The sequence below is a fragment of the Chryseobacterium sp. CBo1 genome (assembly GCF_001693475.1).
Lineage (GTDB): Bacteria > Bacteroidota > Bacteroidia > Flavobacteriales > Weeksellaceae > Chryseobacterium > Chryseobacterium formosense.
This window is the reverse complement of the sequence record NZ_MAUH01000009.1, coordinates 54,938-70,262: the sequence shown is the minus strand read 5'-3', so window position 1 is coordinate 70,262 and position 15,325 is coordinate 54,938. Positions and strand designations below refer to the sequence as shown.

The following is a 15,325-nucleotide window of genomic DNA, read 5'->3' as shown; positions in this document are numbered from 1 at the left end:
TGGAACGGTATTAAAACTGTCAACACTGAACAAAAAATTTGGATTGAATTATCAAACTGCCAAGGATTTTTGTTTCAAGTTTCTAAAACCTGCAAGAAGCAGTCTTAATACATTCAATACGGTCTCTTTCGATTATAAGTACAAAAGAGATTCAATTTTTGTAATACCGCGTTTGACAAAAAAGAAGGAAGATGATCATATATCTGAAAACAGTAACGAAGAACGGAAATTAAGAAAAGCATATCCTAATGAAAAGCAAGAAATCAGCCGAAGATTGATCTACTTTAGAAAAAGATATGGTCTGCTGACAAGTGAAATGATTCAGTTTTCGCATCAATACAGATATATTCCGCAAACCAGAGTATTGATAGAGAAAGCTTTTGAAGAATTTATTAGAACAGCACGATTGCAAGGAATTAAATCGACAGAATTTCAAGGAACCGAATTTTTAAATAAAATTCAGGAACACATCATACAGATTTACAGGAATACAAAAATGGGAGAGTTGCTGCCAAATGGCTACCCAATAATTATTTGAGTTCGGAATTCCACTCACCCAAAATTCGGAATTGCACTCACTGAAGTTAAGAAAATGTTAAAATATTGAAATTTTTGATTGAGAATTCGGAATTGCACTCACTCCAAAATTCAAAACCCGTTAAAAATAGGGATAACTGTAAGAAAATGTGAAAAAAAACGAAAAATCAATGAAAGTAGAAAATACAATTCGGATTTACACTCACCACAAATGAGTTGTTTTTTCGGAATTGCACTCACTCCACTTTCGGAATTGCACTCACTGAAATTCGGAATTGCACTCACCGAAAATGGGGTTCAAATGCTTTACCATAAGGCGATTCGGTGCATCATTAAAAGTATTATAAAAGTAATTAAAAAGTCTTTTTTTATTTAAAAGGAAAATGTGGATAAAAAATTTGCTTTAAAAAAGAAAAAAATGAATTGCGAAGAAGCAAAAGAAAAAGTAAATATTAGAACAGTTTTGGAATCGTTCAATCTCTTTCCCGTGAAAGAAAACCGAAAAACGGCATTTTATTTTGCGCTCGACAGAGAGGAAAAAATCCCGAGTTTCTCAGTTGATTTTGTGAAAAATAAAGCGTTTGATTTCGGAACTGGGAAAAGTTATGATGTCATTTCCATTGTACAGCAAATGAATCAATGTTCGGTTTCTGAAGCTTTGGAATATTTGGAAAAATTTGAGTTTTCAGCACGGAAAAATGAAGAAATTGAAGAAACCGACCAGCACAAAAATTATCAGATTTTAAAAACTTCTGAAATTCGACATCCCGCATTGATTCAATACTTAAAATTCAGAAAGGTTTACGAACAAAAAGATTTGGTTAAAGAAATTGAGTACGAATTGAATGGAAAAAAGTATTTTGGAGTTGGCTTTTACAATAATTCCGGAAGCGTGGAAATCCGAAATAAATATTCAAAAATTTGTTTGGGTAAAAAGGATGTTGCTTTGATTAAAAACGATTTGAAGACTTTCAATGAAATCATCGTTTTTGAAGGTTTTTTCGATTATCTGACTTTTAGGAATTTGGAAAAGAAAGAAAATTTAACTTCAGATTATTTAATTCTTAATTCTACAGCAATGCTTTTCAAAGTTGAAGAAACGTTGAAAGAATATGATAAAATTTCGCTTTTCTTGGATAATGATGATAATGGAAATGCGACCAAGGAGATTATCCAACAAAAATATAAAAATGTGGAGGATTGTTCTTTGTTGTATTGCGGCTTTAAAGATTTGAATGAGTGGGTTTGTAAAAAAATGAAAATCATGAAATGATTTTTATGAATTTTTATATTTCAAAATAGCTTCCTCAAAATCATCTTTTATAAATTCCCAATGTTTTCCCTGAAGACAAATGGGGTTAAAATCATTATCTGCAAGACCGAAATTTGTAAAATTTTTTAAAATCAATTCTTTGTCGTGGCTGTATGGATAGCGTTGCAGATGGAGTTTTAGCATTTTATCGATATTGTAAGATGGGAGAACTTCGTGGAGATCCCAAAAATCTTTTTTACGTCCAACTCTATGTACCACATCAATTTTCATTGCGATAATTTCTTCTATCGTTGCAAAACGAATTTGATCTTCCGTTTTTGCAGGTTGGATAAAAGTGTCGGTGTAATAAAAATCTAGTTTAACGGTATTTTCTTTGTCAGTTCCTATGAAATAAGATTTCCCCCATCGCTGGTTCCAAATCAGAAAAAGTATCGAGATAAGCAAAATTATTTTTAAGAAAAAGATCAATTTTTCCAAAATCAATGCTACCATATTCAGCATCAGTGAATAAATCAATATCCACAGAAATACGATGCCCCAATTGCAGGCTTAAAGAAGTTCCTCCCACTAATCTGAAATTTTCAAAAACATCAGATTTCATAAGGATTTGAAGACTGTTTTTCAATCCATCATTTACGGTGTTATAATACAACATAGTACAGAATTAAGAAATTTTATAAAGTTGCATAGGCTTCGTCTTTTTGGAATGGAGAGCCGTATTGATTTTTTGTTGACCATAAAAACGTGAAATCTCCTTCCTTTCTTCTTCGTTTCCACGTTCAAAAACGCGATGGATAACTGCGTGAAATTGTTTGTCCCAATCTATCTGATTAATATCTGTATCCCAAAATAAGGAGTTTCGGAGAATAGAAAGATTAGGGATGCGATTTTGAATTTTTTCCTTCTCTTTTTGAATCTCATAATAACTTTGCAGTAGAACGATTGTTCCCTCTTCGAGTTGTAATTCTTTTTCTATTTTTAAAGCTAAAGAAACAGGAATATTTCTTTTTCCTTTCGTTATATCATTAAAAGTTTGCGGATATTCGCCAACAGCTAAAGCAAAAGGGCGTTTTTTGAGCGACCTTTTTTGTAGTTCTCGCTCAAGAATAATTCCCGGATGGATGCCTTTATATTTTATAAGTTGAGAGTTCATATTACAAATATAAGCAAATTTGTTTATATATTTTTAAAAGATCAAAAACTTGTCAAACACTAAAAAAGCAGAATATCTAATGTCTATTTTGATTTTCCGCCCATCAAAACCGTTTATTTAATCACTTACAACTGCAGTCTTGGCTTTTTACTATTGCAAATGTAGGAAAGCATCATTCACTCAAAAAAATCTTTTTGGGTTTCTACAAAAATTCTTTCCGCTGAGCTCCAATAATTTTTCCAGACACTCCTAAATCCTTCGGACAAAGAGATTTCAAGCCCGATTCAATTTCTATTTTTTTTTAGATGGAAATGAATCGGGTTTTGTGTGCCTGATACTTTCCTATAATCATCGGCAAAGAAAAAGCCGGAACCTCAGTTATACGAATCAATTCAATTACAGACGCTCTTTGACATCAACGAAAAAATCAAAAAAAACAACAAAAAATACTGCTTTTCCAACTTTGGTAAAAGTAAAAAAAATGAAATCGAAGAATGAGATTCGCCGATTCCTTTAAAAAATAGAAATATAAAGAGGCAAAAAAAGCCGAGTGTCCTCGAATCCAAATCAATTCACTTGAAAATTTAAAATTAACAACAAAACAATTATTAACAATTAAAATCGAAAATTATGAACATCGTAGGAAGAATTACAAGAAACGCAGAAATCAACACCTTAAAAAATGACAAACAAGTCGTGAATTTCTCAATCGCAATCAATGACAGTTACAAATCCAAACAAGGCGACCGAGTAGAACAAACCACCTATTACAATTGCTCGTATTGGATAAGTCCAAACGTAGCGAAAATCCTTACCAAAGGAACATTAGTAGAACTTTCGGGAAGAGTAAGTTCGAATGCTTGGATTGGCAAAGACGGAGAAATAAAATCGGGATTGAATTTCCATACTTCAAATATTAAACTTCACGGAGGTGGAAAAAAGTCTGATATAAAAGAAGAACCAACTGCCAAACCGCAGAAAGCACCTATTGCTTTACTTGATGATGCAGATGATGATTTACCATTTTAATTTTCTCAACAATAAAAAATAGAATTATGCAAACCAATTTTTTCAGACAAATAGCCAAACTGAACCTCAAAGGCGATTTACAAATCACATTTACCCAAACTTCGGAGAACAATTTTATCGCTTCCGTGTTGCTCAAAAACGAGCAATGCGGAGACGAAGCAAGAAAAACCATTCCGCCCTTGAATTTGCGGGGAACAGCAGAAGATTTGGACAATGGTTTTTTTGAAAGTATCACTCAACCACTACAAACAGCATCGGGATTAATGGTGGATATGGAAAGTTTTATGAAACAACTCGAAGAAACCAAAAGAAATTCTGCAATGGAAAAAGAAAAATCTGACAAGGAGAAAAAGGAAAAGGAAGCCAAAGAGAAGAAGTTTAAAGATACTCTACAAAAAGCCGAAGAACTTGAAAAAGAAGAAAAGTACAAGGATGCTTGGTCTGCACTTCCGAAAGCTTCGGAGTTTCCCGATTATGCTGAAATTATCCGCAAAAAGCAGGATGAATATGAAAGACATTTTGCCCCAAGTCTTTTCTCTGAAAATCAATCTCAATCAACCGAAATTTAATTTAAAAATCCAAAATTATGTTACTCGCAACACAATTAGAACGAGTTTTTCTACTCAAAGACAACGGACAAGAAATAAAACTGACCGACCCCGAACCAAAATGGAGCGTGGAAGCCGTGATGAATTTCTACTCGAATACTTACCCAATTTTAACTACCGCCAAAGTTTCAGCACCACAAATCAAAGATGATACGATTTTGTACAAATTTGAAAGTGTGATGGGAACGAAAGGATAAAATTAGTTGATAGTTGTTGGTTGATAGTTGATAGAAACATCACTACATCAAGCCAACAACTGACAACCAACAACCAAAATGAATGCAACGAAAAATAATATCGGGAAAAATACAACCACCCGAAGAGCAAAAACAGCGAAAGTTACACAGACAATTAGGAGAGTTTCTGGAATGGATGAAGCAGCAAAAAGATGCATCGGAAGTCCAAAAAGACCAACGCCAATCGGTTCCGATAAGACAGCTTCCAATGGTTTTTTGAAAACTACTTTTCTGCCAAAATTCAAAGAGAACGATTTTCAGAAATCAATATCAAAGGAAGATAATTTAATTAAAATTCAAAGAAAAAAGAGTAAAACGGAAAGGGATTTTTATAAGTCCCTTTCACAATTGGCGGGACATTACGGACTAAATCCAATACCGACAGAAAATTTTGATTTTCCTTATAATATTGCGCTTTCAGTTTGGAATATTAAAAAACAATTGAAAGAAAGCAACGAAAATTGGGATAATATCCAATTAATACAAAATGAAAATAGAACGTACTTCATCAGCGAAGAACGTTGTAAAACGGGAACAAGTCTTTTTTACATTCCCTTAATTCCGCTTTACAGAATGTTGAAAAATAAGGCGAAGAAAAAATCGGCTCAACTGCTTTTGTCGGTTTGTTCTTATTTGTACAGAAACGCCAATATTCCTTACTACCGACAAGAAAATTCTTATCTGTATTGGAATTACGAAATGCTGACCGATTGGATTTCTGAAGATGAAGAAATAGACGAAAATCATTCCTCTAAAAAAGAACTTCAACAAGCCGAAATTATCGGAGATTTTATGGAACAGAAAATTTTTCATAAAAATAATGTCGAGGTTTTTGGAAAACGACTTGAAACTTTTAAAGCAAAAAATAATTTTGATAAAGAATGCTTTCAACTTTCGAAAAAGGTTTTTCAATTGTACAACGATTATCCCGAAGAAAGTATTTTCAGAAATGCCCATTTTAATAATATTCAAACGGAAGAGAATACGGATGATGATTTTTACAATGAAGAAAAAGTAGTTACAATGGACAAATACATTTCCTTTTTTGCTGACGATAAAGGATTGATTTATCAAAACCTTATTGACAGCGTGAACAATGATTTCAACGAATATTCAGAATTGCAAGAACCAATGATTACAAAGGTTTTTGATGGAAGCGATATTCCTAAAAATAACCTTGATTTTGAAAATCGATTGTTTGGAATTTTAATTCAGCTTTCAACATTATTGGGGGATTAATTCTGAAAAACACACATAAAACAATTAAATAATTTCCAAAAAAACAAAAAATGAGAAATACAAAAAACAAAGAAATAGACAGCGAAATAATTGATATCACCAATGATTTTGGAACACTTTATCTACCAAAATGTGCATTGCTTTTCTATGAAAATGAAGAAAAAAGTTCAGAAACTTATGTGGAATATTTTGATATGGATGAAGATGGAAATCCCATTAACGCACATCCTTTAACCGTTAGAGAAGCACAAAGACTTTCCAAATCGTTGAATATTCAAAACAAAAAAGATAAAGATTTTTTAAAATCAAAAGGGATTATTTCCATCAATATTCTTCATATCGATTCATCTGAAAATGGAAAAGTAGTTTGGTTTACAAAATCGCAGGAAAGAGAATTGTTTTTTTTGAAAAACTTAAATATTCCGAACGGAAAAGCCAATATTCCACCTTTACTTTGGGTTGCCAATAAGCAGAATTTGAAAATTTTCGCTGTGGAAAATGATGAACGACCTGATGAAAACACACCGATTTTCCACGCTCCATTCTTCAATGTTTACGAAAACGGAAATGTATGTATGGGAACGGTTGATGTGAAAATTAAAAATTCGGCTTCATTGGAAGAGTTTACCGAAAGTTGGGAAAATTATTTTTTCAATTCGTATTTCAGTCATTTGATGAATAGTCATAATCCGATAAAAGGAAATTGCGTGAATCTTTGGAAAAATCTCATTGGAACTAAAGAAACTTTTCCAATACACCAATTAATTGAAAATAATAAAACCTTAAAAGAACTTTTACAATGATAAATTCAGAAAAAAAGAAAATTCATTTTGTTGATAGCAGCTTGATAAATCCAACGAATCCGATAACAATAAATTTAATCGGAGCAGGTGGAACAGGTTCTCAAATGTTAACGACATTGGCAAGAATGAACCACGCTTTGACGGAACTGAATCACGCAGGATTGTCTGTAAGATTGTGGGATGATGATGTGATTACGGAAGCCAATCTCGGCAGACAATTGTTTGCAGAAAGTGAAATGGGATTTCATAAATCCGTAGCATTAATCAACCGAATCAACCGATTTTTTGGAACCAATTGGAAAGCGGAAAAACGAAAATTTGAAAAAGACAATTTGGGGAAAGTTCAAAAAAATATGCAATCTGTGATGTATATTTCGTGTGTAGATAATGTAAAATCTCGTTTTGCAATTGCAGAAATTTTAGATGGATTAAAGGAGAGTAGAGGATATTACCGAAATCAATCTAAATATTGGATGGACTTTGGGAATAGCCAATATTCGGGACAAGTTTTGCTTTCGACAATTGGAGATATTAAACAACCTAATTCTGAAAAATATGAAACTGTTGCGAATTTACCATTTGTAACAGAAGAATTTGGTGAACTTTTAAAGCTTTCGGAAGCGGAAGACGATACACCAAGTTGCAGTTTGGCGGAAGCCTTGGAAAAGCAGGATTTGTTTATCAACTCAACTTTGGCGCAAATGGGAAGTTCTTTGTTGTGGAGTTTATTCCGCAATGGATTGACGGAAAACAGAGGTATTTTCCTAAATCTAAAGAATTTTCAATCTCAACCGATAAAACTATAATTTTTGCTGTCTGATGAAAATCGGGCGGCAAAAATGCAATTCCTCCCTGCGGTCGGAAACGCATTTTTGCCGAAATAAGGATGCACCACATTTCTAAAACATTGCCAGGCTTGGGCGGGGATGTTTTTGAAAAGAGGCTGCGGGATTTTTATTTTTAGTAATTGTCCTATTTAAATGTATTTTTTATTTCTATAAATTTGTTAGAAGAAAAAGCTACTAAAAAATGATTTATGCAGTACCAACAAAAAAGGGTTTAGGAATTGAAATATGGGGAACTCGTGATGATTTGGAGTACATTTATGAAATTATCTCAAAATTTTGGAATGATGAAGCATACTTTCATGTTAAAGGATATGAAGATAAAAATAAATTGATTAGCAGTTTTTCATATGAAATCCGAAAAGCATCTTATGGAAGTAGATTAACAAGAAATCATAGTCATTATTCCTTTGAGGAAATTCCATATTTAGGTTTTAAAATATCTTGGGTGCATATTATATTCTCTATCGTAGCACTAAAGTATAATATGCGAATGGTTGATAGTAATAAAGCTGATATAGCAATGTTTTTACATCTCGAATATTGGATAGAGCAAGTAATAGAAAGCTATGATCCCATTGGAGCTAAGACGCTTTTGCCCTTTTTAAATGATGCTATTAATGCTGGAAATGAATATCTGTATTTGTACATGCGACATATTAATGCTAAATTTTTTGAAATGAGGGGCGGAAAAATCGCATTTAGAAAATTGGCTGATCTGATGAGAGTTTCCATTTATTTTTCAAATGAGTATAATGATTTTTTAGATTTTCTTAAATCAGAAGCTGAAAAATATAATTGCAAAATTGACGACTTGGAATTGAGTGATGATCATAAAATATATGAAATAGAATGGTAGTTCTTAACAAGGTAAATGCTTAAAAATGACAAATGAATCTCTTCAATCGTTACTTGAAAAATTAAACAGAAATGATGCGTCATCTAGCCTTATTTACTTAAGGTCTTTAAGCTCAAATGTTGATTTTGCAAAAATTTGGTTAGACAAACCAAAATTGACTGATAGTGTAACTAATTCTGATGGACCAGATAATTTTTATTTGATCAAAAATAGTGAAAACATTTTTGTTGCAATTGTATTTGATATGAAAAGAGATTTACATTGGTTTGTTCTTCAAAATTATAGGGGCATGGGGTATTTGACAGAGGCAATGAAAGACATAATTATTCCTCATTTATTTTTGAGTAGAGATGAACAAAGAATAACAATAAGGGAAAATGAAATTGGGCGAGATAATTTTACAGCTTCCGAAAAAGTAGCAGTTGGTTTAGGTTTTACAGCATCTGAAAATGGAGAATATTTTCTGTCAAATGACCAATGTACTATTGATGGACTTAATTTGGGACAAGACACCCAACTTTCCTCTGACAGAATTGATGAACTTAAAAAACACATCAATTATTTGGGGAGATCACTTTGGACAATACAAACTGAAATAGAAATGAATTTTGGAAATACAGATTATTCGGAAGAGCTCAAGGAATTGGTTGGTCAAATTAGAACCCATACTTGGAAATTAGAAGATTTTTATTGGGATAGCAAATCATGAAAAATTGATTTTTTAATCTAATTGACAACTGGGATGCAAAAATGCAATTCCTCCGTTGGTCGGAAACGAATTTTTGCAGGTAAGCGGAGCAACCCCATTTCTAAAAACCTACCCAGCTTTCCCGAAGGGTGTTTTTGGAAAAAAGGTTTCGAATTTGATTTTTTTAAGAATTATTTTCTTAGTAAATATTTTTATTGAGAAAATAATTTTTAAATTAGCTTATAAATAGATATAAAGAAAATTTTCTCATCATTTGTGTTTTAAGGATTACATTTTTATAATGTGATCCTTTTTTAGGTGTTCGCTTTTATGATGTAGTCATAAAAAAACAATGATATTTTTAGTTAGTACTCAAGTTCACCCTTTCGTTCGTGAGCAAGTTACCAAAATTATTCAAGAATGTGAACTAGCCCTTACCGGTCGTGCAAAAGTGAGAATAACCCAAGGTTTAAGAACTTACAAAGAGCAACAGGATCTATATGATCAGGGACGTACGAAACCTGGAAGAAAGGTAACTAACGCAAAACCTGGTCAAAGTATTCATAATTACGGTTTAGCAGTTGATATATGTATGATTATTGACGGGAAAACAGCAAGTTGGGACACTGCGAAAGATTGGGATAATGATAGAATAGCCGACTGGTATGAATGTGTGAAAATATTTGCTAAAAATGGTTGGGACTGGGGTGGCAATTGGAAAAACTTTAGAGATCTTCCTCATTTTGAAAGACGATTTATCATAAGAAACGGAAAACAAGTAAAAGCTTCTTGGAAAATTCTTCAACATTTAGCTAAAGATAAAAAGGGCTATGTCATTTTCAGGTGATTAATGACCTTCTTTTGATATTATGTTAAGTCATTGGCTTTAGAAATGTTAAATTTTTAATAAATAATTATATTTTTTGAATAGCTTCACTTTTGAATGAAGTATTTTAATAGATTTGAGAAATAAAAAACAAAACAAATGATATTAACAAATACAAATCGCAGGAGGATATTTTGATAGAAAATCATCTTTATGTATTTAATTTTTTTTTTTTATAGCATTACTTACTAAGCAGAGATTAGCTTTTTTTTATACACGCATCCAATCATAAATTTCAATAAAATAAGTATAAATCTTGTACCTCTCCTACTAAAACTAACAATTACAGGGTTTATTTAAACTTAAGTAGTTATAAAATTTACCACAATCACTTAATATGAAACAATATAAGCCTCATTCACATTTTTTTACTGATCTTTCAAGTTTAGCAGCAGCTAATGGAAATGATGGTTTTGGACCTGTTGCTGGTTCATTAACTACAAAGTATAGAGTCACATCAAAAGTAAAAGCGATCAATGCAAGTCCTGCAAAACTTTATGCTATCTGTGATGGTAGAATGCTGATACAGCCTAGCACTGATAACAATAAGATAAATATCATTATAAAACCATCTACTAACAATTACAGTCCGTTAAAAATTAAATATTTTATCTATAGAGGGATAAATAAAGCAGATTATTTTACAAATAATGTATTAAATCAGCCAGATGTAAATAAACCCATTACTGTAACAAAATTATGGACTACACTTCTAGCATTGAATGGTCTTACTTCTCCATCGGGAAATATCTTCCCCTTAGAGTATATATATGATTTTGCTGCACCTGGCACAAAATTAATTGATGAAGCTTTCCAAAAATCTTTGGTGAGCTGTATAGAAGGTGATTATATTGGAAATTTTAATGATGAAGTTGGCTTGGATATCGTTTTAGATGATGGAGAATATATTTTCGAAAATCAGGAAATCCTTTTTAGCTATAATTTAGATTTTGCAAGGGCTCAGGAATTTATTTTCGATATAGGTTCTCTTTCTGATACAAAGAAAAAAAGACTTAAAGAAAACATACATCAATTTTTAGATGCTGCTGCGTTTTGGGGATCTCATATTAACTGTGGTATAATTAAATATAAAGATGGAATTAAGGTGAGTAACATCAGTAGTATTTCAGAAATATTAAAAAAATATCAAACCGGCAATAAGCTTTATATCTATATACAAGGAGAAAATAATAGAAGTTTTAATTACTATGATTCTACTAGAAAAGTATATGGTTTTAGCGGTACAAGCCCAGAACCTGATAACACAAATGGGTGGCCAATTTTAATTAAACAATTGCTAAATAATTCTCCTCAAAATATAAACTTTCAATGTGACTACACTATCGAAAGCACTACCCTAGAAAGAAATTCAGAACGAAATATATCAGTTAATGTAATTGCTCCAAATGTAGATTTATTAGCATATCCTTCTACAGAAAGACCGCAAATTTCAGGAGAACAATTCGGATCACCTGCAGCTAATATTTTTGGAAAATCCGCATCAATCAGCATAACTTTTGAAAAAGAATCCAGTTTCGGGTTTTGTGCATCGTTTGTTTTTTTAAACTACAGAATGTTCCAGAAATTCCCTGTTGATAAATACTATAATGATTTGTGGGCAGTCAATGTCAAAAATTCTTTTAGCGTAGATACAACTACACATAAATTGCATTATATAACTTATGATAAAAGTCGAAATATAAATTTGGATGATGTAATAGGAGAAAGTGCTATTATAAAGAATAGAATTATTTTTGATGAGGGAAAAAATGGAACATTAAAGAAAAGAAGAAGACTTTTTATTGCAGAAATTAAACACAATTCAGGTATGGGAAATTGGACTAAGATTGCCTCAATACAAAGTAATGATTCAATTTTAACATTGGCATTAAGTAATACTGATTGGGGGAATGGTGGTGTACTTCCACTTGTTGATAATGACGGCAATGCGGTATTTCATCATTTTAAAGTATTAGCAGAAAATACCTCTGGAATGTTCAGCATTGAAGAAAACAGACTGACGATAGGAAATCAGTTTGCATTCTCTATAGAAAGTACTCCTCAATTGGCGAGGTATAAACCTTATTTTGGAACTGACGGTTTAGCACAAGATCATAATATTTATATGCCGCCATTTTCTATTTATGGTAATCAAGGGGATTCTTCAGCCGGAATAACCAGTACTGAGGAAGTATTGAATGTTTGGAAAGCAATGCCTGATATGTACATTATTCTTCCTGAAATTTTACATGATCATCAGAGAAACCCACAGGTCTATAATATTAAGACTAAAAAATTTGGATGCTATTATTCTATAAAAAGAATGTGGGATGGGGATATACAAAATAGTATGGCAAACTTCCTACGTGAATCAGTAAAAAGAACAAGAAAGGCAGGTGCAAGAGAGTGTGTTGTTAATCTAGGTTCAGATCCTGAATTTATAGAAAAAAATATAGTCAAATTAAAATTTGCTATTAATTCTGGAAATGATAAAGGCATGGATAAAATTACTTTGATTATTAATGGTCAATTTAATCATTATACTTTAGAACAAATCTTACATCTTTAACTGTACAAAAACAAGAAAAAGTCATCTCATTGAGATGACTTTTTCTTGTTATAAATCTACTATTGAACAACAGATTTATAGAAATAAGAACAACTAAAGCAATTCTACATTACAAATATAGTCATATTATGAGAATCTGTATCACTTTATTTTTATTTTTTAAAAATATTTTCTCATCCCACTTAGCTATCAAATAAATTTTATAACCTATCTGAAAGTTTGACATTTATTACTGTAAGTGGTTATAAAGACTGGGAAACTTCAATAGTAAAAATTGTGAAAAACAAAGAACTTTGGAAAATTATTTAATAAAAAATTTCATTTAAAGGTGTATGTTGTTAATAATCAATATTTTAATTGAAATAAATGTTATATTTACATAATATAAAAAATACATATAATTATGTCACAAATTAAATGGTTTACTTTCATGCTTTTGCTGTCGCATTGCTTTATTTTTGGGCAACCTGGATCATTAGATACATCCTTCAATGTAGGTAGTGGGGTAGAAACACCCGTAGAAACAATATGTATTCAACCAGACGGAAAAATTTTAGTTGGAGGAAGTTTTCTGACTTATAATGGTGTTAGTAAAAAGAGAATCGTACGTCTTTTACCTGATGGAAGCATTGATAACACATTCAATACAGGAACAAGCTTTTCTGGTATTGTTTATAAGATAAAATTGCTTCCAAACGGAAAAATCTTTGTAGCTGGTGCATTTTCTAGCTTCAATGGGGTGAATAACCAGAAGTTCATAGTAAGATTAAACAGTGATGGAACACTTGATACATCCTTTAATGCCAATCAAATTAATAATAATATGAGCAGTTTCGTTTATGACTTTGCGGTATTGCCTGACAATAAAGTTATAATCGTTGGAAATATGACTAATTTCCAGAATACAGGAATTAAGTATTTAGCGAAATTAAATGCTGACGGGAGTTTAGATACTTCTTTTAATCAAGGAACTGGCTTTAACTATCCAATCAGAACTGTAGGCATACAGTCAGATGGTAAAATTATCGTTGGTGGTGATTTTACAACGTTCAATGGCTATGCCGCAAACTATTTGACAAGGCTCAATACAGATGGATCGAAAGATACTACTTTTAATCCAGGCGGATTTGGCTCAAGTGGAATTGTAACAGGTTTAACAGTTTTGGCAGATGATAAAATTTTAGCAGGTGGCAGTATAAGCAGTTATAACTATCAATCTGGTACTAATGAATTTATTCGGCTTAATGCAAATGGAACTTTAGATCAGAATTTTGCTGTTGATTATGACGCTTATGTTGCTGGAGCAACTGAAATTGTTTTGCAACCTGATAATAAGATATTAGTTGTAGGTACCCTCACATATTTCAATAATCAACCTGCGCGAAGTCTCATCAGACTTAATTATGACGGTAGTAATGATTCCAGTTTTAACATACAAGGAGGCCCCAATACTAATCTTATTACCTGTGCATTACAGAGTGATGGTAAGATTGTAATTGGGGGCAATTTTACAAATTACAACGGTGTTAGCATCAACAGGATTGCAAGAATTATAGGAGGAGGTTCATTAAGCGTTGCAGAGCAAACAAAAGATGATCTGAAAATATATCCAAATCCAACAAGTCGAATTCTTCAAATCTCTCCTAAAAATGAGTTTCAGACATATACTATCTATTCTTACGACGGAAGAGTAATTGAAAAGAAAGCCTTAAACAGTTCGGAAATTTCTGTTGAACATTTAGTGCGCGGTAACTATTTTATATTACTTTCAGGTAAAAATTCTTCTAAAAGTTTTTCATTTATAAAAGAGTGACCATGCAAAAGATTTAAGATTTTTCTACCGAGGATGTTTTTGAAATAGATGGCTAGAATATCTTCAGTGAATTGAATTTTAATTATCTACAATATTAATTTCTGAATTCTAAATTTGATGTGATTTTTTAAATGAGAAATCTAACTTCTCAATTGTGTTCACTGCGAGTTCCAGATATGGTTTGCTGGATTTATATAGATCTATTTTATATTTATATCCTTCAATATATAAAATAGAGCTATCGGTCATCGTTATTTTTTTGTTCTCATTTTTTCTTTTGATAAGAAAACTTACAACGATGCTTTTTTCGCCTTTATTCCCAGCGATTTTTGTTGTTTTGCATAAAGAATTTTCTTTTTCCGAATCGAGAATTGATTAATTTTCAGTGCTTTTTTAGATCTTCATTCTCTGATGATAAAGTTTTAACTGTTATTTAAAAATTCATGAATCAAAGCAATTTCAATATTGGATATCTCAATACAGTAGGACAATGTCAATCATCCTACCTGAGTACTATGAATACAGATGGAATCCCATACCTGTATAAATCAGTTACAGGTTACCTTTGTAAAAAGTATTATGCCAATTATCGAACCTGCGTAATATGAATACAGGTGCAATCCCATACCTGCGTAAAATGCATACAACTCGAATTCATACCTGCGTAAATCAGATACAGGTCACCTGAGTAAAAAGGATGATGCCAATCATCAAATCAGAGTAAAATGCATACAATTGGAATTCATACGTGAGTAAATGACAGATTGGTCACCTTAATAAAATAGGA

At 31.8% G+C, this 15,325-nt stretch carries 16 protein-coding genes; 13 read left to right on the top strand and 3 right to left on the bottom strand.

The window, feature by feature from the left end:
- Positions 1–43 precede the first annotated feature (43 nt).
- The gene (locus BA768_RS07365) at positions 44–538 is read left to right on the top strand and encodes a hypothetical protein (protein ID WP_065720274.1); all 495 of its coding nucleotides are present in this window, start codon (positions 44–46) and stop codon (positions 536–538) included.
- A 417-nt stretch (positions 539–955) separates the two neighbouring features.
- The gene (locus tag BA768_RS07360; protein ID WP_065720292.1) at positions 956–1,810 is read left to right on the top strand and encodes a toprim domain-containing protein; all 855 of its coding nucleotides are present in this window, start codon (positions 956–958) and stop codon (positions 1,808–1,810) included.
- A gap of 3 nt (positions 1,811–1,813) precedes the next feature.
- Here BA768_RS07360 and BA768_RS07355 read toward each other — a convergent pair whose 3' ends face one another.
- From BA768_RS07355 to BA768_RS07350, 3 genes are read right to left on the bottom strand one after another with little or no spacing between them, the layout of a single operon-like run.
- Positions 1,814–2,254, bottom strand: coding sequence for a nucleotidyl transferase AbiEii/AbiGii toxin family protein (locus BA768_RS07355; RefSeq protein ID WP_228378405.1), 441 nt, complete (start codon positions 2,252–2,254; stop codon positions 1,814–1,816).
- A complete protein-coding gene (locus BA768_RS21445) occupies positions 2,187–2,465 on the bottom strand; it encodes a nucleotidyl transferase AbiEii/AbiGii toxin family protein (RefSeq protein WP_228378406.1) in 279 nt (92 codons plus the stop codon). Before BA768_RS21445 ends, BA768_RS07355 begins: the two co-directional genes overlap by 68 nt.
- A 9-nt stretch (positions 2,466–2,474) precedes the next feature.
- Positions 2,475–2,963, bottom strand: coding sequence for a transcriptional regulator (locus tag BA768_RS07350; RefSeq protein ID WP_065720273.1), 489 nt, complete (start codon positions 2,961–2,963; stop codon positions 2,475–2,477).
- A gap of 630 nt (positions 2,964–3,593) precedes the next feature.
- On the opposite strand from BA768_RS07350, the gene BA768_RS07345 reads away from it, so the two are divergent.
- The 11 genes from BA768_RS07345 (at position 3,594) to BA768_RS07295 (ending at position 14,538) form a co-directional block, all read left to right on the top strand.
- Positions 3,594–3,992, top strand: coding sequence for a single-stranded DNA-binding protein (locus tag BA768_RS07345; protein WP_065720272.1), 399 nt, complete (start codon positions 3,594–3,596; stop codon positions 3,990–3,992).
- Between the two features lie 26 nt (positions 3,993–4,018).
- Positions 4,019–4,561 (top strand): prtrc system protein e, encoded by a 543-nt coding sequence (locus tag BA768_RS07340; RefSeq protein WP_065720271.1) that lies wholly within the window; start codon positions 4,019–4,021, stop codon positions 4,559–4,561.
- A gap of 17 nt (positions 4,562–4,578) precedes the next feature.
- On the top strand, positions 4,579–4,797 hold the full coding sequence (locus tag BA768_RS07335; protein WP_065720270.1) for a PRTRC system protein C: 219 nt from the start codon (positions 4,579–4,581) through the stop codon (positions 4,795–4,797).
- A gap of 78 nt (positions 4,798–4,875) precedes the next feature.
- The gene (locus BA768_RS07330; RefSeq protein ID WP_065720269.1) at positions 4,876–6,075 is read left to right on the top strand and encodes a hypothetical protein; all 1,200 of its coding nucleotides are present in this window, start codon (positions 4,876–4,878) and stop codon (positions 6,073–6,075) included.
- 50 nt (positions 6,076–6,125) lie between these two features.
- A complete protein-coding gene (locus tag BA768_RS07325; protein ID WP_185113472.1) occupies positions 6,126–6,878 on the top strand; it encodes a PRTRC system protein B in 753 nt (250 codons plus the stop codon).
- Complete coding sequence (locus BA768_RS07320; RefSeq protein ID WP_065720290.1) at positions 6,878–7,684, top strand: PRTRC system ThiF family protein; 807 nt, start codon at positions 6,878–6,880, stop codon at positions 7,682–7,684. The genes BA768_RS07325 and BA768_RS07320 overlap by 1 nt, the downstream gene beginning before the upstream one ends.
- Positions 7,685–7,907: 223 nt before the next feature.
- Positions 7,908–8,582, top strand: a complete 675-nt coding sequence (locus tag BA768_RS07315) for a DUF6904 family protein (RefSeq protein ID WP_065720268.1) — start codon at positions 7,908–7,910, stop codon at positions 8,580–8,582.
- A 25-nt stretch (positions 8,583–8,607) separates the two neighbouring features.
- Positions 8,608–9,291 (top strand): hypothetical protein, encoded by a 684-nt coding sequence (locus BA768_RS07310; protein WP_065720267.1) that lies wholly within the window; start codon positions 8,608–8,610, stop codon positions 9,289–9,291.
- A 331-nt stretch (positions 9,292–9,622) separates the two neighbouring features.
- Complete coding sequence (locus BA768_RS07305; RefSeq protein ID WP_065720266.1) at positions 9,623–10,117, top strand: M15 family metallopeptidase; 495 nt, start codon at positions 9,623–9,625, stop codon at positions 10,115–10,117.
- A 376-nt stretch (positions 10,118–10,493) separates the two neighbouring features.
- Positions 10,494–12,725 (top strand): hypothetical protein, encoded by a 2,232-nt coding sequence (locus BA768_RS07300; protein ID WP_065720265.1) that lies wholly within the window; start codon positions 10,494–10,496, stop codon positions 12,723–12,725.
- A gap of 403 nt (positions 12,726–13,128) precedes the next feature.
- On the top strand, positions 13,129–14,538 hold the full coding sequence (locus tag BA768_RS07295; RefSeq protein ID WP_065720264.1) for a T9SS type A sorting domain-containing protein: 1,410 nt from the start codon (positions 13,129–13,131) through the stop codon (positions 14,536–14,538).
- Positions 14,539–15,325: the final 787 nt, after the last annotated feature.

Coding starts and splice junctions, on each gene's coding strand:
- BA768_RS07295 (WP_065720264.1), top strand. CDS start 13,129: ATGTCACAAATTAAATGGTTTACTTTCATGCTTTTGCTGTCGCATTGC.
- BA768_RS07360 (WP_065720292.1), top strand. CDS start 956: ATGAATTGCGAAGAAGCAAAAGAAAAAGTAAATATTAGAACAGTTTTG.
- BA768_RS07345 (WP_065720272.1), top strand. CDS start 3,594: ATGAACATCGTAGGAAGAATTACAAGAAACGCAGAAATCAACACCTTA.
- BA768_RS21445 (WP_228378406.1), bottom strand. CDS start 2,465: ATGTTGTATTATAACACCGTAAATGATGGATTGAAAAACAGTCTTCAA.
- BA768_RS07350 (WP_065720273.1), bottom strand. CDS start 2,963: ATGAACTCTCAACTTATAAAATATAAAGGCATCCATCCGGGAATTATT.
- BA768_RS07340 (WP_065720271.1), top strand. CDS start 4,019: ATGCAAACCAATTTTTTCAGACAAATAGCCAAACTGAACCTCAAAGGC.
- BA768_RS07300 (WP_065720265.1), top strand. CDS start 10,494: ATGAAACAATATAAGCCTCATTCACATTTTTTTACTGATCTTTCAAGT.
- BA768_RS07305 (WP_065720266.1), top strand. CDS start 9,623: ATGATATTTTTAGTTAGTACTCAAGTTCACCCTTTCGTTCGTGAGCAA.
- BA768_RS07310 (WP_065720267.1), top strand. CDS start 8,608: ATGACAAATGAATCTCTTCAATCGTTACTTGAAAAATTAAACAGAAAT.
- BA768_RS07335 (WP_065720270.1), top strand. CDS start 4,579: ATGTTACTCGCAACACAATTAGAACGAGTTTTTCTACTCAAAGACAAC.
- BA768_RS07325 (WP_185113472.1), top strand. CDS start 6,126: ATGAGAAATACAAAAAACAAAGAAATAGACAGCGAAATAATTGATATC.
- BA768_RS07315 (WP_065720268.1), top strand. CDS start 7,908: ATGATTTATGCAGTACCAACAAAAAAGGGTTTAGGAATTGAAATATGG.
- BA768_RS07330 (WP_065720269.1), top strand. CDS start 4,876: ATGAATGCAACGAAAAATAATATCGGGAAAAATACAACCACCCGAAGA.